This is a genomic window from Pseudomonas putida, assembly GCF_002906855.1.
Taxonomy (GTDB): domain Bacteria; phylum Pseudomonadota; class Gammaproteobacteria; order Pseudomonadales; family Pseudomonadaceae; genus Aquipseudomonas; species Aquipseudomonas putida_N.
Genome location: NZ_MINI01000038.1, coordinates 892,162 through 910,415, shown reverse-complemented (window position 1 = coordinate 910,415; position 18,254 = coordinate 892,162). Strand labels below are relative to the sequence as shown.

The following is an 18,254-nucleotide window of genomic DNA, read 5'->3' as shown; positions in this document are numbered from 1 at the left end:
AAGGCTGGGTGGCGGCGCTTCGCAGCGTGCCGAAAACAGGTTCTGTGCATAGAACAGGCCTTGTATTGTCCGGTATTCATTGCAGTGGCTCAAGCACACCGAAATCCCATAGCCGACCGGGTAATGACTTGCCTATAATGCCGCCCCTATGGCTAAACAAAAGAAACATCCGACCGGGACCATCGCGCAAAACAAAAAGGCGCGACACGATTACTTCATCGAACACAAGTTCGAGGCCGGGCTGGTCCTGTCCGGCTGGGAAGTAAAAAGCCTGCGGGCCGGCAAGGCGCACCTGACCGACAGCTACGTGCTGCTCAAGGATGGCGAAGCCTGGCTGTTCGGCAGCCACATCACCCCGCTGAACACCGCCAGCACCCACGTCATCGCCGACCCCATGCGCACCCGCAAGCTGCTGCTGAACAAGCGCGAGCTCGAGCGTGTGGAGGCCGCCGTGGCGCAAAAAGGCTACACCTGCGTGGCGTTGGCGCTGTACTGGAGCAAGCACCTGATCAAGTGCGAGATCGCGCTTGGCAAGGGCAAGAAGGAGTTCGACAAGCGCGACACCATGCGCGAACGCGACTCCAACCGCGAGCTGCAGCGTGCGGTGCGGAACAAGGGCAAGGAAGAGTAATCACTCTTTAGCCTGTGACTGCCTCATCGCGGGTTTACCCGCGAAGAGGCAGTCCCCCATCTCAACGCCCGCTGCGCCGCTCCGCCCGCGCTACACGCTGCGCCTCGTCCTGCGCCTCTTCCAGCACCTCCTGCACATACAGAATGTGCCGGCTGGATACCTCCCGCGCATCCTCCGCCCTACCCTCGACAATCGCCTGGTACAACTCGCGGTGCTGATTGATCAGCATGTCGCGTGTTTCCGTGCGCTGCTGATACATGCCACCGATGTTGGTCACCACGTTGCGCTTGAGCAGATCGAACAGGCCACGAATGGTATGCAGCAACACCGCGTTATGGCTGGCCTCGGCAATTGCCAGGTGGAAACGTGCATCGGCCGCGCCCTCCTCCGCCCGCGTTACCTCGTCTGCGCGCGCATAGCAATCCTGCAAGGTATCGAACGCCGCCTTCAGCCGCGCGCGATCGGGCTCGGTAGCGCGCTGGGCCGCGTAGTAGGCGCATGACGCCTCCAAGGTATGGCGAAACTCGAGCAGGTCGCGCTGCGCCTCTGCACTGTGCTCGAGCAATTGCAGCAGCGGGTCACTGAACGTCGAGCCGAGCGATTCGGCCACGTAATTGCCGCCACCCTGGCGGCTCACCAGCAGCCCCTTGGCCACCAGCTTCTGGATCGCCTCACGCAGTGACGGGCGCGACACACCGAACTGCTCGGCCAGGACGCGTTCGGCCGGCAGCCGCTGCCCAGAGGTCAGCGTGCCTTCCAGAATCATCCCTTCCAACCGATCGACGATGTCGTCGGACAGGCGCCGTTGGCGGACCTGATCAAAAACCATCACATGCTCTCCACAAACCCCGGCCAATTTCACGGGGGTGCCTATTCTCGCCGATCCACGCCACGCCAGCACGCATCAGGCGACGGTTTTCGCCTGCAAGCAGCTGCCCGTTCATCGACCCGCGACCAAAGTTTTGCACGAGACAAATTGACACACCCACAACAGCGCTTTTAACCTAGCGGCCAGCCATTGTAAATTGGTCTTACCAATTATCCAATGCCAGTGCCTGACCAACAACAATTAGGGGCCACCCCATATGCAAACCTGGCAACAACTCTATACCCCGCTTGGTAGTCTCGGCCTGTCCGCACTGGCGGCGGTCATCCCTATCGTGTTCTTCTTCCTGGCCCTGGCCGTGTTCCGCCTCAAAGGGCACGTGGCTGGCAGCATCACCCTTGGCCTGTCGATCCTGGTGGCGATCTTCGCCTTCCAGATGCCTGTCGACATGGCCCTTGCTGCCGCAGGTTATGGCTTCCTCTACGGCCTCTGGCCGATTGCCTGGATCATCGTTGCCGCGGTGTTCCTGTACAAACTCACGGTCAAGAGCGGCCAGTTCGAAGTGATCCGCAGCTCGGTGCTGTCGATCACCGACGACCAGCGCCTGCAGGTACTGCTGATCGGTTTCTGCTTCGGTGCCTTCCTCGAAGGTGCGGCCGGCTTCGGCGCCCCGGTGGCCATCACTGCCGCGCTACTGGTGGGCCTGGGCTTCAACCCGTTGTATGCCGCCGGCCTGTGCCTGATCGCCAACACCGCACCGGTGGCCTTCGGCGCCCTGGGCATCCCGATCATCGTGGCCGGCCAGGTCACCGGCATCGACGCCTTCCACATCGGCGCCATGACCGGCCGCCAGCTGCCACTGCTGTCGCTGTTCGTACCGTTCTGGCTGGTGTTCATGATGGACGGCCTGCGCGGCGTGAAGGAAACCTGGCCCGCAGCCTTGGTTGCCGGCCTGAGCTTCGCCGTGACCCAGTACTTCACCTCGAACTTCATCGGCCCTGAGCTGCCAGACATCACCTCGGCCCTGGCCAGCCTGATCTGCCTGACGCTGTTCCTGAAAGTCTGGCAACCCAAGCGCTCGTTCAGCGAAGCCAAAGGCAGCGTCGGCGCCGCCGTGGTGCAGCCGAGCGGCAGCCAGCCGACCCCGTACAGCTTCGGCGAAATCTTCAAGGCGTGGTCGCCGTTCCTGATCCTCACCGTGCTGGTCACCATCTGGACCCTGAAGCCGTTCAAGGCGGCCTTCGCTCCGGGCGGCGCGATGTACAACTTCGTGTTCAACTTCGCCATCCCGCACCTCGACCAACTGGTGATCAAGACCGCGCCGATCGTCACCGCGCCGACGGCCATGCCAGCGGTGTTCAAGCTCGACCCGATCTCCGCCACCGGCACGGCCATCTTCCTCTCGGCCCTGATCTCCATGGCCGTGCTGAAGATCAACTTCAAAACTGGTCTGACCACTTTCAAAGAGACCTTCTGGGAACTGCGCTGGCCGATCCTGTCGATTGGAATGGTGCTGGCCTTCGCCTTCGTCACCAACTACTCGGGCATGTCTTCGACCATGGCCCTGGTGCTGGCCGGCACAGGCGCCGCGTTCCCGTTCTTCTCGCCGTTCCTCGGCTGGCTGGGCGTGTTCCTGACCGGTTCCGACACCTCGTCCAATGCCCTGTTCAGTTCGCTGCAGGCCACCACTGCGCACCAGATCGGGGTCAACGACACCTTGCTGGTAGCGGCCAACACCAGCGGCGGCGTGACCGGCAAGATGATCTCGCCACAGTCGATCGCCGTGGCTTGCGCCGCCACCGGCCTGGTCGGCAAGGAATCCGACCTGTTCCGCTTCACCGTCAAGCACAGCCTGTTCTTCGCCACCATCGTCGGCCTGATCACCCTGATCCAGGCCTACTGGCTGACCGGCATGCTGGTTCATCACTAAAGTGAAAGGGGCCGGGCGCCATCACGCGCCCGGCATCTCCTTCAACCCACGCTGCGAGAATCCATGATCATTTCCGCCTCCACCGACTATCGCGCCGCGGCCCAACGCAAGCTGCCTCCCTTCCTCTTCCACTACGCCGACGGCGGTGCCTACGCCGAGCACACCCTACGCCACAACGTCTCGGACCTGGCCAGCATTGCCCTGCGCCAGCGCGTGCTGAAGAACATGTCCGAGCTCAGCCTGGAAACCAAGCTGTTCGACGAGACCCTGAGCATGCCCGTGGCCCTGGCCCCGGTCGGCCTTACCGGCATGTACGCCCGCCGTGGCGAAGTGCAGGCGGCGCGCGCGGCGGCAGCCCATGGCATTCCTTTCACCATGTCGACGGTGTCGGTGTGCCCGATCGAAGAAGTGGCGCCCGCCATCGACCGGCCGATGTGGTTCCAGCTGTACGTGCTCAAGGACCGCGGCTTCATGCGCAACGCCCTGGAGCGGGCCAAGGCCGCCGGCGTGAAAACCCTGGTGTTCACCGTCGACATGCCGGTGCCCGGCGCCCGCTACCGCGACGCCCACTCCGGCATGAGCGGCGCGAACGGCCCGATCCGCCGCGTGCTGCAGGCCATGACGCACCCTGAGTGGGCGTGGGACGTCGGCGTGATGGGCCGCCCGCACGACCTGGGCAACATCTCCAAGTACCGCGGCAACCCCACCGGCCTTGCCGACTACATCGGCTGGCTGGGCAACAACTTCGACCCGTCGATCTCGTGGAAGGACCTGGAGTGGATTCGTGAATTCTGGGACGGCCCAATGATCATCAAGGGCATCCTTGACGCCGATGATGCCCGTGACGCGGTCAAGTTCGGCGCCGACGGCATCGTCGTGTCGAACCACGGCGGCCGCCAGCTCGACGGCGTGCTGTCCAGCGCCCGCGCCCTGCCGGCGATTGCCGACGCGGTAAAAGGTGACCTGAAGATCCTCGCCGACTCCGGCATCCGCAGCGGCCTCGACGTGGTGCGCATGATCGCCCTCGGCGCCGACACCGTGCTGATCGGCCGCGCCTTCCTCTGGGCCCTGGCGGTGCATGGCCAGGCCGGGGTGAAAAACCTGCTCGAACTGTTCGAGAAGGAAATGCGCGTGGCCATGGTGCTGACCGGCGCCAAGTCGATCAGCGAGATCACCCGCGACTCGCTGGTCCGCGAACTGGGCGCCTGAGCGCCTGCCAACCGTACCGCCTGAATGACCGGGGCACGCCGCGCGCCAGACGCTGCGGCCCCGCGAGGAGATTGCATGAGCCTGCCCGCTGCGTTCCTGCGTGATGCCGAGCGCCTGATCCCCGCCGAACGACGTTTCGACGACCCGACATCCACCCTGGCCTTCGGCACCGATGCCAGCTTCTACCGGCTGATTCCCAAGCTGGTGGTGCGCGTCGAGTCCGAGGACGAAGTGGTCGGGCTGATTCAACTGGCCCAACGCGATCGCGTACCAGTGACCTTCCGCGCCGCCGGCACCAGCCTGTCCGGCCAAGCCATCAGCGACTCGGTGCTGATCGTGCTCGGCGATAACTGGAACGGCCGTGAAATCCGCGGCCAGGGCGAGCAGATCCGCCTGCAACCCGGCGTCATCGGCGCCCAGGCCAACGCGTGGCTGGCCCCGTACGGGCGCAAGATCGGCCCCGACCCGGCTTCGATCAATGCCTGCAAGATCGGCGGCATCGTCGCCAACAACGCCAGCGGCATGTGCTGCGGCACCGCCCAGAACACCTACCACACCCTCGCCGGCCTACGCCTGGTGCTGGCCGACGGCACCCGCCTGGACAGCGAAGATCCGGCCAGTGTCGCAGCCTTCAAAAGCAGCCACGCCGACCTGCTCGAATCGCTGGCCCGCCTGGGCCGCGAAACTCGCGCCAACACCGAACTGGCCGACCGCATCCGGCACAAATACCGACTGAAGAACACCACTGGCCTGTCACTCAATGCGCTGGTGGACTACGACCAGCCGCTGGATATCCTGCAGCACTTGCTGGTCGGTTCCGAAGGTACCCTGGGCTTCATCAGCGCCGTCACCTACGACACCGTGCCCGATCACCCGCACAAGGCCAGCGCCCTGCTGGTGTTCCCTAGCGTGGAAAGCTGCTGCCGCGCCGTCACCGTACTCAAGCGCCAGCCGGTGTCCGCCGTGGAACTGCTCGACCGCCGCAGCCTGCGTTCGGTGCAGAACATGCCGGGCATGCCGCTGTGGGTCAAAGGCCTGTCGGACAACGCCTGCGCCCTGCTGATCGAGTCCCGCGCCGCCAGCCAGAGCCTGCTGCACGAACAACTGCAATTGGTAATGGCCTCGATCGCCGACTACCCGCTGGAGCAGAAGGTCGACTTCAGTGAAGACCCGGCCGTGTACAACCAGCTGTGGAAAATCCGCAAGGATACCTTCCCCGCCGTCGGCGCCGTGCGCCAGACCGGCACCACGGTGATCATCGAAGACGTCACCTTCCCCGTCGAGCAGCTGGCCGAAGGCGTCAACCGCCTGATCCAGCTGTTCGACAAGCACCACTACGACGAGGCGATCATCTTCGGCCACGCGCTGGAGGGTAACCTGCACTTCGTCTTCACCCAGGGTTTCAACAGCGCCGAGGAAGTCACGCGCTACCAGGCGTTCATGGACGACGTCGCGCAGTTGGTTGCCGTCGAGTTTGGCGGCTCGCTCAAGGCCGAACACGGCACCGGCCGCAACATGGCACCGTTCGTGGAGCTGGAATGGGGCCATGACGCCTACCAGCTGATGTGGAAGCTCAAGCGCCTGCTCGACCCCAACGGCATCTTCAACCCCGACGTCGTGCTGAGCGAAGACCCGGATATCCACCTGAAGAACCTCAAGCCACTGCCCGCCGCCGACGAAATCGTCGACAAGTGCATCGAGTGCGGCTTCTGCGAGCCGGTGTGCCCCTCCAAGGGCCTGACCCTCAGCCCACGCCAGCGCATCGTCATGTGGCGCGACATCCAGGCGAAGCAACGCGCCGGCGTCGACACCCGCGAGCTGCTGCAGACCTACCAGTACCAAGGCATCGACACCTGCGCCGCCACTGGCCTGTGCGCCCAGCGCTGCCCGGTCGGCATCAACACCGGCGAACTGGTGAAAAAGCTGCGCAGCCAGGCTGCCAACCACGCCAAGGCCGCCGACTGGCTGGCCGAGCATTTCCACACCGCCCTGGGCGGCGCCCGCTTCACCCTCACCGCCGCCAACACCGCCCGCAAACTGCTCGGCGCCCCACGCCTCGGGCGCCTCAGCGCATCACTGAGCAAGGCCAGCAAAGGCCGCCTGCCGCAGTGGACCCCGGCCATGCCACAGCCGCTGCGCACCATGGACTTCGGCCCGACGAGCAACGACGCCCGCCCCCGCGTGGTGTACCTCGCCGCCTGCGTATCGCGCGTGATGGGCCCGGCCTACGCCGACCGCGAGCAAAGCTCGCTGCTCGACAAGACCCGCGCCCTGCTGGAAAAATCCGGTTACCAAGTGGTGTTCCCGGATAACGCCGACAGCCTCTGCTGCGGCCAGCCGTTCGCCTCCAAGGGCTACCCCGAGCAGGCCGAACACAAGCGCCAGGAGCTGATCAACGCCCTGCTCCACGCCAGCCGCGGCGGCCTCGACCCGATCTACTGCGACACCAGCCCGTGCACACTGCGCCTGGTGCAAGACCTGGGCGAAACCCGGCTGGACCTGTACGACCCGGTGCGCTTCATCCGCACCCACCTGCTCGACAAGCTGGAGTTCACCCCCCAGGACGAGCCGGTGGCCGTGCACGTGACCTGCAGCACCCAGCACCTGGGCGAAAGCCAGGCACTGATCGACCTGGCGCGCCGTTGCAGCAAGCAGGTGGTGATTCCGGAAGGCATTCACTGCTGTGGCTTTGCCGGCGACAAGGGCTTCACCACCCCCGAACTCAACGCCCACTCGCTGCGTAGCTTGAAGGATGCGGTGCAGTATTGCAGTGAAGGCATCTCTACCAGCCGCACCTGTGAAATCGGCCTGTCCAGCCACAGCGGTATCGACTATCACGGCCTGGTCTACCTGGTAGACCGCGTCACCCGCCCGCGCAGCGTCTGACCTGCCCCGGGGCCGCGCTGCGGCCCCTCAAGCTGCCACACACCATCACCCCGATTGAACCCTCGGCAAATCCCGGCAGTCCACCCTTACAGGCCCACCTCCAAGCGGCCATAAAAGGAGACACCCATGAAAGGTACCGCGCTTTCGGCCCTCTTCGCGGCCGCTACCCTCCTGGCATCCCCGGCCTTCGCCGCAGATGACCTGTGCACCGCCAACCTGCAGAAGATCGACGACAGCATGGCCACCGCCGGTGCTACCTCCGAAGGCTTGGACAAAGCCCTCACCGAGCAGGTAGACAAAGCCAAGGCCGCCCAGGCGTCAGGTGACACCAAGGGCTGCATCGCCATCACCAGCAAAGTACTGGAGCGCCTGGAAAAGACCGAGAAAGGCGGCGGCGCGGCAGGCAGCGGTGCTTGAACCCCTGCAGTGCGGGCGACAGGACCGGCTGTCGACGTCGCCCGCGCAATGGCGTATACTCCGTCTCACGTGCCGTAAGGTGCGTTAGCCAAGAGCTAGTGTGGGGCCGATCAGGATTCGACGCCGGTAGCGAAACTCTAGGTGCATGCCGAGTTGGTAACAGAACTCGTAAATCCACTGTTGCAACTTTCTATAGTTGCCAATGACGAAAACTACGAGGGCTACGCTCTCGCTGCGTAAGCAGCTGAGCCCGCTCTCCTGGTAGCTTCGGCTCCAGCAATCATCAGGGGATGCCTGTAAACCCGAAATGATTGTCATACAGAACAGGATCGTCGTGTAGCACGTTGGGGGCAAAGCGACTAAAACTTACCCAACTCATCCAAAGCACCCTGCCCGTCGGGCGGCTGCGGATTAAATCAGTAGACACGGCTAAGCATGTAGTACCGACAGCGGAGTACTGGCGGACGGGGGTTCAAATCCCCCCGGCTCCACCAAATCCAAAAAAGAAGACGCCCTAGGGCGTCTTTTTTTGTGTCTGGACCTTTAGCGCGCAGATTGCAGCATCAGTGCCGGCAGCGGACGGCTGAGCAGCAATCCAACCAGCACGGAGAACACCAATGCCGCACCGCCGGCACATAGCAACATCGTCTGGAAAGCCCCCACGAACGCTTGCAACGCCAAGGGGGCCACAGTTTCGCGCAAGCTCGGTTCGACTATCGCAAGCGCCGCAGGCACGTCACCCGCTGCTACCCGAGTCGCCATGGCGCCAACATTGCTCAATTGCTCAGGCGCCACCTGCTGTATCGCCTGACGCAGTAACTGTTCACCGCGTGTGACCAACACGCCACCGAAGATGCCGATGGCAAGCACGATCGCTCCAAACCGCGTAGTCGTACTCAACCCAGAAGCCATCCCCGTCCGCTCCCGCGGCACACACGCCATGATGTTCTTCTGCGTATCCCCATTAAGCAGCCCAGCTCCCGCACCCAGAACCAGGCTGGCCAACTGCGCCGGGCTCAACCGCACCGTCAGTCGCATCCCCCACTGCGGGGTCAGCAACATCGCCAAGGCAAACGGCAACATCCCCGCCCCCGCCGCCAGCGCCGACAACTGCAACCCGTTCTGCAGGTACAACGGCAGCAACGTCATCATCACCTGCGCACAAGCTGCATAGGCGAACATCCCCAGTAAGGCCCCGATGAAGCGCCCGCTGCGCATCAGTTGCAGGTCGATCATCGGCCGTTCCTGGCTCCGCTCGACCATGATGAACAGCCCAAACAGGAACGCGCTGATCAGTAGCCGGCCAAGCGTATCGACACTGGTCCAACCCACCTGGTTGGCATCGATCATCGCCCAGATCAGGCAACCCAGACTGCTGGCGAAGGTCAGGCTGCCCATCGGGTCGAGCCGTGCGGCGTCACTGTCGCGGGACTCTTCGATACTGCGCAGCACCATCAGCGCCAACACCGCGACCAATGGCAGGTTGATGTAGAAGATCCAGCGCCAGCCAAGAGTGCTGGCGATCACGCCGCCGAGCAGTGGCGCGAAGGTGATGGTCGCGCCCATGCAGGCACCCCAGAACGCCCAGGCGCGCATGCGCGCTTGCGGCTCGTGGAAGCGGTGGCCGATGGCGGCCAGGGCCGAGGTCAGCAGCATGGCTGCACCTATGCCTTTGGCTGCCCGGGCCAGGTCGAGGAACAGCAGGCTGGGGGCTGCGCCACAGGCCAGCGAGGCAATGCCGAACACGGCCAGGCCGATCAGCAGCATGCGCTGGCGGCCGAAGCGGTCGGCCAGGCTGCCGGCGGGCAGCAGGCAGGCGGCGAAGGCCAGGAGGTAGGCGCTGACTACCCATTCGATATCGGCGAACGAGCCGGACAGGTCGCGGGCGATGCTGGGCAGGCTAACGGCGACGATGTTGGTGTCGAGGATGATCAGGGCGCAGACCAGGGAGGCGGTGAGCAGGGTGAAGCGTGCTGAGGGCATGGATGGGCTCCAGGAGGCGAGAGGGTTGCACTTACCTTAATGCCACCATCCCCGAAGCTTGTTAGCCTCAAGGGACCGCGTCATTAGCCTGCAGGTAACACCGCATGGAAATCCGTCACTTCCGCTACTTCCTCTGCGTCGCCCGCCACGGTCACTTCACCCGTGCCGCCGAGCAGCTGGGCATCGCCCCGCCCACTCTCAGCCGGCAGATTCAGGACATGGAACGCGAACTGGGCGTACGGCTGTTCGAGCGCAATCAGCGCGAAGTGAACCTCACCGCTGCCGGCCAGGCGCTGCTGATCGAGGCCGAGCAGGCGGTGCGCCAGTTCGATGCCGCGCAACTGGGTGCGCAGCGTGCCGGGCGGGGTGACAGCGGGCGTATCGAGCTGGGCTACGTGGCGTCGGCGGCGTATTCGGGCATGTTGCAGCGGCAGGTGATCAGCTTCAGTGATGCCCACCCCGGAGTGCGCCTGAACATTCGTGAACTGCCCATGGCCGAGCTGCCGGACATGGTGCGTGATGGCTTGCTCGACCTGGCTTATGTGCGTTCACCGATGGAGCTGCCGGAAGAACTCGAAGCCATCGCCCTGCATCAGGAAGGTTTCGTGCTCGCCCTGCCCGCCAGCTTGCGGATCAACGAACTGCCGCAGATTCCGGCAGCGCGCCTGGCCAACGAGACCTTCATTCTGCCCGAACAGATTTCCGGCACGCTGGAAGTGGCGGCGCAGGGTGGCTTCGTCCCACGGCTGGGGCCGCAGCCGGGCAGCCTGGTGGCGGTGATTACCTTGGTATCGCTGGGGCAAGGGATCGCCGTGGTGCCGGAGTCGGTGGTGCAGCGCATCAGCCTGCCGCAGGTGAACTACCGGCGGATTGCCGATTGCCAGGCCAGCTCGTGGTTGAGCCTGGTGCATCGGCGCTTCGAGAAAGCGCCGGCTGTGAACAGGTACATCGAGATGGTAAGCGACTAGACCTCGAATAAATTGTCTCACCACTGGTGAGACTTTTATCGCTGGCAGGCGTGCACCACAACATTTTCAGCGCCTAGCAGATCGAGCGCCGCCCGCGCGGCGCATCGCGAGCTTTGCTCGCTCCCACGTTTGTTTCGGGCCAGTTAGTCCTGTGGGATTTGTGCGCGGACGCCTTGGCGCATGGCGCAATATCGCGTGGAACAAACAAGGCGGTCGCGCGCGTCTGCCACAGGCGTCACTGGCCTGAAACAAACGTAGGAGCGAGCAAAGCTCGCGATGCGCCGCGCGGGCGGCGCTCGATCTCATAGGCGCTGAATCAATATCGCCGAACACAAAAAAACAAGGGCACCCATCCACTGGTGCCCTCGCCCTTGTTGCAAGGTGAACTCAATCACCCCATCGACCGCGCCCCCACCGTTCGCGCATGGCCCCGGGAGGTGACGATCCCCAGGAAGGAAATCACGATCGCCAGGCCCAAGGTCGAACTCACTTCCGCCCGGTGCTCAGGCGTGTACATCATCACCGCCAGCGCGCCGGCGATGAAGATGATCACCGCCCAGGTCAGGTACGGGAACAGCCACATGCGGAACTTGAGCTCGGTGTTCTCGCGCTCCAGGCGGCGGCGCATGCGCAGCTGGGAGATGGCGATGACCATGTACACCAGCAACGCGATGGCGCCGGAGCTGGCCAGCAGGAACTCGAACACGCCCTTGGGTGCGAAGTAGTTCAGCACGGCAATGCCGGCGCCGATCAGGGTGCTGCCGAACACTGCGGAACGTGGCACGCCGACCTTGGAGGTCTTGTTGAGGAACGCCGGGGCGTCGCCGCGCTTGGCCAGCGAGTACATCATCCGCGAGGCGATGTAGATCGACGAGTTCATGCAACTGGTCACGGCCACCAACACCACCAGGTCGACCATGAAGGCAGCGTTGGGGATGTTCATGATTTCCAGCGCGCGCTGGTACGACCCCACCACTGCCAGCTGCGGGTCGTTCCACGGCACCACAGAGATGATCACGAAGATCGACAGGATGTAGAAGGTGCTGATCCGCCAGATCACCGAGCGGGTGGCCTTGGCGATATTGCGCGACGGGTCGCTGGATTCGGAAGCGGCGATGGTCACGGCCTCGGTGCCGATGAAGCTGAACATCACGGTGATGAACGCTCCGACCACCGCCGACCAGCCTTTCGGCGCGAAACCGCCATGTTCGGCCATCAGCCCGCTCAGGCCGCTGACTTCACGGTTGGGCAGCCACCCCATCAGCGCGGCAAAACCGAGGCCGATGAAACCGAGAATCGCCGTAACCTTGAGGATGGCGAACCAGAACTCGAACTCGCCGTACTTGGCCACGCTGAACAGGTTGGTGCCGGCCAGCAACAGCACTGAGGCGAGGGCGAAGATCCAGCTTGGGATGTCGGGGAACCAGGCGTTGAGCACATGCCCTGCCGCCAGTGCCTCGATCGGGATCACCAGCACCCAGAACCACCAGTACAACCAGCCGATGGTATAGCCGGCCCAGCGGCCGATGGCCTGGTCAGCGTAGGTGGAGAACGATCCCGTGTCTGGGTGTGCCACAGCCATTTCGCCGAGCATGCGCATGACCAGCACCACCAGGGTCCCGGCCACGAAGTACGAAAGTATGGTGGCTGGCCCGGCCGCCGCGATGGCGTGCCCGGAGCCTACGAAAAGTCCTGCACCGATAATGCCCGCAATCGACAGCATCGTTACATGACGTGGCTTGAAACCTTGTGCAAGGTTGCCATCAGATCCCACGGTGTTCATTGATCTTGTTCTCTTTTTGCTGACACAAGGAAGGACGGGCAGGCGTAGGCGAAAATATCTCCTTTCAATTCAAGAAGTCGACACGTTGCTGGTGCTCTGTTGTTGATCTTTGGCACACGTCACAGAGCAAGATGCCGGTGTGGTTCGGGCTTCATTTAAGCCCCGCGAGGCTGTGGGAAATTACACGAGAACGCCTCGGAACTGTTCGATCACGACAGCGCATTTCCATAAACGCCAGATGTCGCGAATGGCTTATCCGATCACGCCAGCGGGCCGTCTGACGCTTTTGTTTTTCATTTGGATGTGTTTCGGCCGGGCACCAGCCCACCGCCGCCAGGCCCTTGCCGAAGAAGGCCAGGGTCATCAGGGCAATCACTGCCGCGTTACCGTCCACATAGTTGGCCAGCACCAGGCTGGTGGACAGCGCCATGCCGATCACGAACGGAGTCTTGCGCGCCCTGGACGGGTGCACGCCGCGGCGGATCAGGCAGTCTGAAACGAAGCCGCCGAGAATGCCGCCGGTGAAACCGCAGATGGCTGGCAGCGCAGCGACCCAGCCGGCTTCCATGATGGTCATGCCACGGCCCTTGATCAGGTAGATCGGGAACCAGGTGATGAAGAAGTAGGTGAGTGCGGTGATGCAGTACTGGCCCAGGTACACCGCCCACAGGTTGCGGCTGGTGAACAGCTGCGCAAGTTCGGCGCGGGTCGGTTTGCTCTTGGCCTTCTTGCGTTCCTTTTCCTGGTCGACCAGGGCACCGCCTTCACGCATGTAGTCCAGCTCTTCAAGCCCGCTCCTACAGGTTCAGTGCACATCCCGGATGTGACGCAAATCCTGTAGGAGCGGGCTCGTCCCGCGAAGAGGCCGGATGCCTTAACGCACCAGGCAAGGCCGTTTGTTGTCGAAACTCCAACCCGGAATCAGGAACTGCATCGCGACGCTATCATCCCGCGCCCCCAACCCCATGTTGCGGTAGCACTCATGGGCCTTGGCCAACTGGTCCTCATCCAACTCCACCCCCAACCCCGGACGCTCCGGCACACGCACATGGCCGTCGACGATGCGCAGCGGCTCACGGGTCAGGCGCTGGCCGTCCTGCCAGATCCAGTGGGTATCGATGGCCGTGATTTCCCCCGGCGCTGCCGCCGCCACTTGGGTGAACATCGCCAACGAAATATCGAAGTGGTTGTTCGAGTGCGAGCCCCAGGTCAGGCCCCAATCGTTGCACATCTGCGCCACCCGCACCGAACCCTGCAAAGTCCAGAAATGCGGGTCGGCCAAGGGGATGTCCACCGACTGCAACTGGATCGCATGGCCCATCTGCCGCCAGTCGGTGGCGATCATGTTGGTGGCGGTCGGCAGGCCGGTGGCACGGCGAAACTCAGCCATCACCTCACGGCCCGAATAGCCGTTCTCGGCACCGCACGGGTCTTCGGCGTAGGCCAGCACATCGTGCTTGTCGCGGCACAGGGCGATGGCTTCCTTCAGTGACCAGGCGCCGTTCGGGTCGAGGGTGATGCGCGCTTCGGGGAAGCGTTCGGCCAGGGCCGTCACCGCTTCCATTTCCTCTTCACCCCGTAGCACCCCACCCTTGAGCTTGAAGTCGCTGAAGCCATAGCGCTGCTTGGCCGCTTCAGCAAGGCGCACCACCGCTTCCGGGGTCAGGGCCTTTTCGTGACGCAGGCGGAACCAGTCGTCATCGGCGTCGGCTTCGTTGCGATAGGCCAGGTCGGTCTGCTGGCGGTCACCAATGTAGAACAGGTAGCCGAGCATTTTTACTGCTTCGCGCTGCTGGCCTTCACCCAGCAGTGCCGCCATTGGCACGTTGAGGTGCTGGCCGAGCAGGTCGAGCAGCGCCGACTCGATGGCCGTCACCGCGTGCACGGTGATGCGCAGGTCGAAGGTCTGCAGGCCGCGGCCGGCGGAATCGCGGTTGGCGAAGGTCTGGCGCATGGCGTTGAGCACGCGCTGGTAGTGGCCGATCGGCTGGCCGACCACCAGATTGCGGGCGTCTTCCAGGGTCTGGCGGATCTTCTCGCCACCGGGTACTTCGCCCAGCCCGGTGTTGCCGGCACTGTCGCGCAGCACTACGACGTTGCGGGTGAAGTACGGGCCATGGGCGCCACTGAGGTTGAGCAGCATGCTGTCGTGGCCAGCCACGGGGATCACCCGCAGGTCGGTGACAACGGGGGTGCTGGTGTGAACGGCGGGATTGGTCTGCATGTTCATGGTTGTTGTCTCGCAGTCATCAGTGGGTCTGGCCCAAGGCCGAAGGCGCCTTGAGGTCGTCAACGGGAGCGCCTTTGGGGCGAATGCGTACGAAGAAGATGGCGATGGCCGCCAGCACCGAGGTCACGGCCAGGCCATACAGCCCGCCCTGGATCGACCCAGTCTGCTGCTCGAGCAGGCCGAAAGTGGTAGGGGCGACGAAGCCGCCGAGGTTGCCGACCGAGTTGATCAGGGCGATCACGGCCGCGGCGATACGGGCGTCCAGGTAGCCTTGAGGAATCGGCCAGAACAGCGACGAGGCCGACTTGAAGCCGATGGCGGCGAAGCACACGGCGACGAAGGCGAACACCGGGCCGCCGGTGGTGGACATGAACATGCCGATGGCGGCGACTATCAAGGCACCGGCAACCCAGGCCTGCTGGAACTTCCAACGCGTTGAGCCAGCAGCGAAGGCGTACATGGCGATGATCGAGATCAGCCACGGGATCGAGTTGAAGAAGCCGACCTGCAGGTCGCTGAGGTCGCCCATGCGCTTGATGATGCTTGGCAGCCAAAAGGTGGCGGCGTAGATGGTCAGCTGGATGCAGAAGTAGATCAGGCAGAACAGCACGATCTGGCGGTCCTTGAGCAGGCTCCAGGCCGAAGGTTTCACCGCACCGATGGCTTCACGCTCACGCTGCTCGCGGTCGATGGTCGCTACCAGCGCGTCCTGTTCGGCCTGGCTCAGCCACTTGGCATCCTGCGGCTTGGAGTCGAGCCAGAAGAACACGAAGAAGCACAGGGTCACCGAGGCCATGCCTTCGATGAACAGCATCCACTGCCAGCCATGCAGGCCCAGGCCCTGGATCTGCATCAGCGCGCCGGCCAGCGGCCCGGAAATCAACGACGCCAAGGCAGAGCCACTGAGGAAGATGGCTATCGCCTTGCCGCGCTCGGCGGCCGGCAGCCAGCGGGTGAAGTAGTAGATCACGCCAGGGAAGAAGCCCGCCTCGGCCACGCCCAACAGGAAGCGCAGCACGTAGAACTGGGTTTCGTTCTGGACGAAGGCCATGGCGGTGGCCACCAGGCCCCAGGTGAACATGATGCGGGTCAACCACAGCCGCGCACCGACCTTTTGCAGCAGCATGTTCGAGGGCACTTCGAACAGCGCGTAGCCGATGAAGAACAGCCCGGCGCCGAAACCAAAGGCGGCGGCACTGATACCCAGGTCGCTTTCCAGGTGCGGGCGGACGAAGCCGATGTTGACGCGGTCGAGGTAGTTGACGATGAACATGATGACGAACAGCGGCAGGACGTGGCGTTTGACCTTGGCCACGGCACTGGCCAAAGCGTCGCCTTCATTCCGGGCAGACGGAGCGAGGGTGTCGTTCACGGGTGGATCTCCCACTAATTGTTTTTGTGCGGGTCGAGGTTGTCTGACATGACAGTGGGATGGAGCATATGCGCAGCGAGGTTGTACGACAAGGAGCCAAATATCGCTTAAATAGCAAAATACAAGCTTATAAATCGCAACATGGCGCCGAATATGCCGACAACGTAATTAACAGCCTTGTACCGTGCAGAGAAAAACCAGGCAGAAATTATTTTTATTGGTTAACTTATCGTACAAGCAACCCTATCCGGAATTTCCATGGACACTTCCCCCGCCAAACGCAGCCACAGCCGTGCCCATGACCTGGTGTCGAGCCTGACCCAGCAGATCCTGCTGGGTACCTTCAAACCCGGGGACAAGCTGCCATCGGAGAACACCCTGGTGCGCGAGCATGGCGTCAGCCGCACCGTGGTCCGCGAAGCACTGTCGAAATTGCAGGCCTCAGGCCTGGTGGAACCGCGCCACGGCATCGGTACCTTCGTGATGGAGCGCCAGGGCCAGGCGGGTTTGCGCGTGGGAGCGGAAAATGCCGCCAGCGTGCGCGACCTGCTGGAGCTGCGCATCGGTCTGGAGGGCCAGGCGGCCGCCCTCGCCGCCGTGCGCCGCAGTGACGAGCACCTGGCACGCATGCGCAAGGCGCTGGATGACTATCAGGACTTGGCGGCTGCCGGGGACAGCTGTATCGAGGCGGACCGGCGCTTTCACCTGTTGATCGCCGAGGCCACCGGCAACCTGTATTTCAGCGAGATGATGGCGCAGCTGGGCAACGGCTTGATCCCGCGTAACCGCATGGCCCTGGCCGAGCGCACCGGGGCCAAGCTGGCGCGGCATGCTTACCTGGCCAACCTTGAGCATGAGGCGATCCTCAACGCCATCCGCCGGCAGGACCCGGACGCGGCGCGGGCGGCGATCTGCCTGCACCTGTCCAACAGCCGGGATCGCCTGCTGCCAGACTGACAAGCTGCCCCTTGCCCTTGTGGGAGCGCATCAGGCGGGTTACCAGGTCAGACAGATCTTGCCGAAATGCCGGTTGCTCTCCTGATAGCGGAACGCTTCGACGATCTGCTCCAGTTCGAAATGCTTGTCCACCACCGGCCGCAAGCCATTGGCGTCGATCGCCCGCACCATCGCCTGCTGCTGCGCACGGCTGCCCACCAGCACACCTTGCAGGCGGATCTGCCGCACCAGTGCCTGCACCAGCGGCAGCTGCCCGGCCACGCCGGTGAGAATGCCGATCAGCGACACGTGCCCACCGATGCGCGCAGCGATCATCGACTGCTCCAGGGTCGCCGGCCCACCCACTTCGATCACATGATCGACGCCGCGATTGCCCGTCAGTTCACGCGCCTTCTCGCCCCAGGCCGGGGTGCTCTTGTAGTTGATCAGGTGGTCGGCGCCGAGGGCCTTCAGGCGCTCGAGCTTGGCGTCGCTGGACGACGTGGCGATAACCGTGGCCCCCGCCAGCTTGGCGAACTGCAGGGCGAAGATCGACACACCGCCAGTGCCCTGCACCAACACCGTGTCACCCGGCTTGAGGTGGTCATCGCTCATCAATGTGCGCCAGGCGGTGAGACCGGCCGTGGTCAGGGTCGCAGCCTCGGCGTGGCTGAAGCCTTGGGGGGCCAGCGTGAAGGCGGTAGCAAGAGCGGTCACCTGTTCGCGCGCGTAGCCGTCGATGCCATCGCCGGGCACCCGGCCAAAGCCTTCGACGTTCGCCTGGCCGTCCAGCCAGTCGGGGAAGAAGGTACTGACCACGTTGTCGCCGACCTTGAATTCACTCACGCCCGCGCCGACCGCCACCACTTCGCCGGCGCCGTCGGCCATGGGAATGCGCCGCTCGCTCGGCCCCCACATGCCGCTGACCACGGCGAAGTCGTGATAGTTGAGGGAGCTGGCATGCAGCTGCACAGTGATCTCGCCGGCCTTGGGCGCTGGGGCCTCGCAGGTGCCGACTTCGACCTTGTCGTAGCCGCCGCCGGGTTGCACATAGATGGCCTTGCTGGTCATGACTGAGGCTCC

The 18,254-nt window shown here is 63.7% G+C and carries 14 protein-coding genes and 1 other RNA gene; 8 read left to right on the top strand and 7 right to left on the bottom strand.

Annotation, left to right across the window (positions count from 1 at the left end):
* The first annotated feature begins 148 nt into the window (after positions 1-148).
* On the top strand, positions 149-631 hold the full coding sequence (smpB, locus tag BGP85_RS16795) for an SsrA-binding protein SmpB (RefSeq protein WP_027917703.1): 483 nt from the start codon (positions 149-151) through the stop codon (positions 629-631).
* Between the two features lie 61 nt (positions 632-692).
* On the opposite strand, the gene BGP85_RS16790 is transcribed toward smpB, so the two are convergent.
* Positions 693-1,460: an FCD domain-containing protein gene (locus BGP85_RS16790; protein ID WP_103448893.1), complete on the bottom strand. Its 768-nt coding sequence runs from the start codon at positions 1,458-1,460 to the stop codon at positions 693-695.
* 256 nt (positions 1,461-1,716) lie between these two features.
* On the opposite strand from BGP85_RS16790, the gene BGP85_RS16785 reads away from it, so the two are divergent.
* The 5 genes from BGP85_RS16785 (at position 1,717) to ssrA (ending at position 8,393) form a co-directional block, all read left to right on the top strand.
* The gene (locus BGP85_RS16785; protein ID WP_103448892.1) at positions 1,717-3,387 is read left to right on the top strand and encodes a lactate permease LctP family transporter; all 1,671 of its coding nucleotides are present in this window, start codon (positions 1,717-1,719) and stop codon (positions 3,385-3,387) included.
* Between the two features lie 63 nt (positions 3,388-3,450).
* Complete coding sequence (lldD, locus tag BGP85_RS16780) at positions 3,451-4,596, top strand: FMN-dependent L-lactate dehydrogenase LldD (RefSeq protein ID WP_103448891.1); 1,146 nt, start codon at positions 3,451-3,453, stop codon at positions 4,594-4,596.
* A gap of 75 nt (positions 4,597-4,671) precedes the next feature.
* Positions 4,672-7,482 carry an FAD-binding and (Fe-S)-binding domain-containing protein gene (locus BGP85_RS16775; protein WP_103448890.1) on the top strand — a complete coding sequence of 937 codons (2,811 nt, stop codon included), beginning with the start codon at positions 4,672-4,674 and terminating at the stop codon, positions 7,480-7,482.
* A gap of 126 nt (positions 7,483-7,608) precedes the next feature.
* On the top strand, positions 7,609-7,899 hold the full coding sequence (locus BGP85_RS16770) for a hypothetical protein (RefSeq protein WP_103448889.1): 291 nt from the start codon (positions 7,609-7,611) through the stop codon (positions 7,897-7,899).
* Positions 7,900-8,001: 102 nt separating this feature from the next.
* Positions 8,002-8,393, top strand: a transfer-messenger RNA (tmRNA) gene (ssrA, locus tag BGP85_RS16765).
* A 49-nt stretch (positions 8,394-8,442) separates the two neighbouring features.
* Here the strand turns inward: ssrA and BGP85_RS16760 are convergent.
* Positions 8,443-9,882, bottom strand: a complete 1,440-nt coding sequence (locus BGP85_RS16760) for an MFS transporter (RefSeq protein ID WP_103466500.1) — start codon at positions 9,880-9,882, stop codon at positions 8,443-8,445.
* Positions 9,883-9,986: 104 nt separating this feature from the next.
* On the opposite strand from BGP85_RS16760, the gene BGP85_RS16755 reads away from it, so the two are divergent.
* Entirely contained in the window at positions 9,987-10,850 is an 864-nt protein-coding gene (locus BGP85_RS16755) for a LysR family transcriptional regulator (RefSeq protein WP_103448887.1), read from the top strand.
* A 391-nt stretch (positions 10,851-11,241) separates the two neighbouring features.
* Here the strand turns inward: BGP85_RS16755 and gabP are convergent, their stop codons facing one another.
* The 4 genes from gabP to BGP85_RS16735 form a co-directional block, all read right to left on the bottom strand.
* A complete protein-coding gene (gene gabP, locus BGP85_RS16750; protein WP_103448886.1) occupies positions 11,242-12,633 on the bottom strand; it encodes a GABA permease in 1,392 nt (463 codons plus the stop codon).
* 151 nt (positions 12,634-12,784) lie between these two features.
* Positions 12,785-13,405: an MFS transporter gene (locus BGP85_RS16745; RefSeq protein ID WP_258035896.1), complete on the bottom strand. Its 621-nt coding sequence runs from the start codon at positions 13,403-13,405 to the stop codon at positions 12,785-12,787.
* 102 nt (positions 13,406-13,507) lie between these two features.
* Positions 13,508-14,863, bottom strand: coding sequence for a glucarate dehydratase (gudD, locus tag BGP85_RS16740; protein WP_103448885.1), 1,356 nt, complete (start codon positions 14,861-14,863; stop codon positions 13,508-13,510).
* Positions 14,864-14,882: 19 nt separating this feature from the next.
* Positions 14,883-16,235 carry an MFS transporter gene (locus tag BGP85_RS16735; RefSeq protein ID WP_103448884.1) on the bottom strand — a complete coding sequence of 451 codons (1,353 nt, stop codon included), beginning with the start codon at positions 16,233-16,235 and terminating at the stop codon, positions 14,883-14,885.
* 258 nt (positions 16,236-16,493) lie between these two features.
* Here BGP85_RS16735 and BGP85_RS16730 point away from each other — a divergent pair, with 258 nt between their 5' ends.
* Positions 16,494-17,192 carry a FadR/GntR family transcriptional regulator gene (locus tag BGP85_RS16730; protein WP_103448883.1) on the top strand — a complete coding sequence of 233 codons (699 nt, stop codon included), beginning with the start codon at positions 16,494-16,496 and terminating at the stop codon, positions 17,190-17,192.
* 39 nt (positions 17,193-17,231) lie between these two features.
* On the opposite strand, the gene BGP85_RS16725 is transcribed toward BGP85_RS16730, so the two are convergent.
* Positions 17,232-18,242 carry a zinc-dependent alcohol dehydrogenase family protein gene (locus tag BGP85_RS16725; RefSeq protein ID WP_103448882.1) on the bottom strand — a complete coding sequence of 337 codons (1,011 nt, stop codon included), beginning with the start codon at positions 18,240-18,242 and terminating at the stop codon, positions 17,232-17,234.
* Positions 18,243-18,254: the final 12 nt, after the last annotated feature.

Excerpts from the sequence above, each read along its gene's own strand:
- smpB (WP_027917703.1), top strand. The coding sequence starts at position 149 with ATGGCTAAACAAAAGAAACATCCGACCGGGACCATCGCGCAAAACAAA.
- BGP85_RS16790 (WP_103448893.1), bottom strand. The coding sequence starts at position 1,460 with ATGGTTTTTGATCAGGTCCGCCAACGGCGCCTGTCCGACGACATCGTC.
- BGP85_RS16785 (WP_103448892.1), top strand. The coding sequence starts at position 1,717 with ATGCAAACCTGGCAACAACTCTATACCCCGCTTGGTAGTCTCGGCCTG.
- lldD (WP_103448891.1), top strand. The coding sequence starts at position 3,451 with ATGATCATTTCCGCCTCCACCGACTATCGCGCCGCGGCCCAACGCAAG.
- BGP85_RS16775 (WP_103448890.1), top strand. The coding sequence starts at position 4,672 with ATGAGCCTGCCCGCTGCGTTCCTGCGTGATGCCGAGCGCCTGATCCCC.
- BGP85_RS16770 (WP_103448889.1), top strand. The coding sequence starts at position 7,609 with ATGAAAGGTACCGCGCTTTCGGCCCTCTTCGCGGCCGCTACCCTCCTG.
- BGP85_RS16760 (WP_103466500.1), bottom strand. The coding sequence starts at position 9,882 with ATGCCCTCAGCACGCTTCACCCTGCTCACCGCCTCCCTGGTCTGCGCC.
- BGP85_RS16755 (WP_103448887.1), top strand. The coding sequence starts at position 9,987 with ATGGAAATCCGTCACTTCCGCTACTTCCTCTGCGTCGCCCGCCACGGT.
- gabP (WP_103448886.1), bottom strand. The coding sequence starts at position 12,633 with ATGAACACCGTGGGATCTGATGGCAACCTTGCACAAGGTTTCAAGCCA.
- BGP85_RS16745 (WP_258035896.1), bottom strand. The coding sequence starts at position 13,405 with ATGCGTGAAGGCGGTGCCCTGGTCGACCAGGAAAAGGAACGCAAGAAG.
- gudD (WP_103448885.1), bottom strand. The coding sequence starts at position 14,863 with ATGAACATGCAGACCAATCCCGCCGTTCACACCAGCACCCCCGTTGTC.
- BGP85_RS16730 (WP_103448883.1), top strand. The coding sequence starts at position 16,494 with ATGGACACTTCCCCCGCCAAACGCAGCCACAGCCGTGCCCATGACCTG.
- BGP85_RS16725 (WP_103448882.1), bottom strand. The coding sequence starts at position 18,242 with ATGACCAGCAAGGCCATCTATGTGCAACCCGGCGGCGGCTACGACAAG.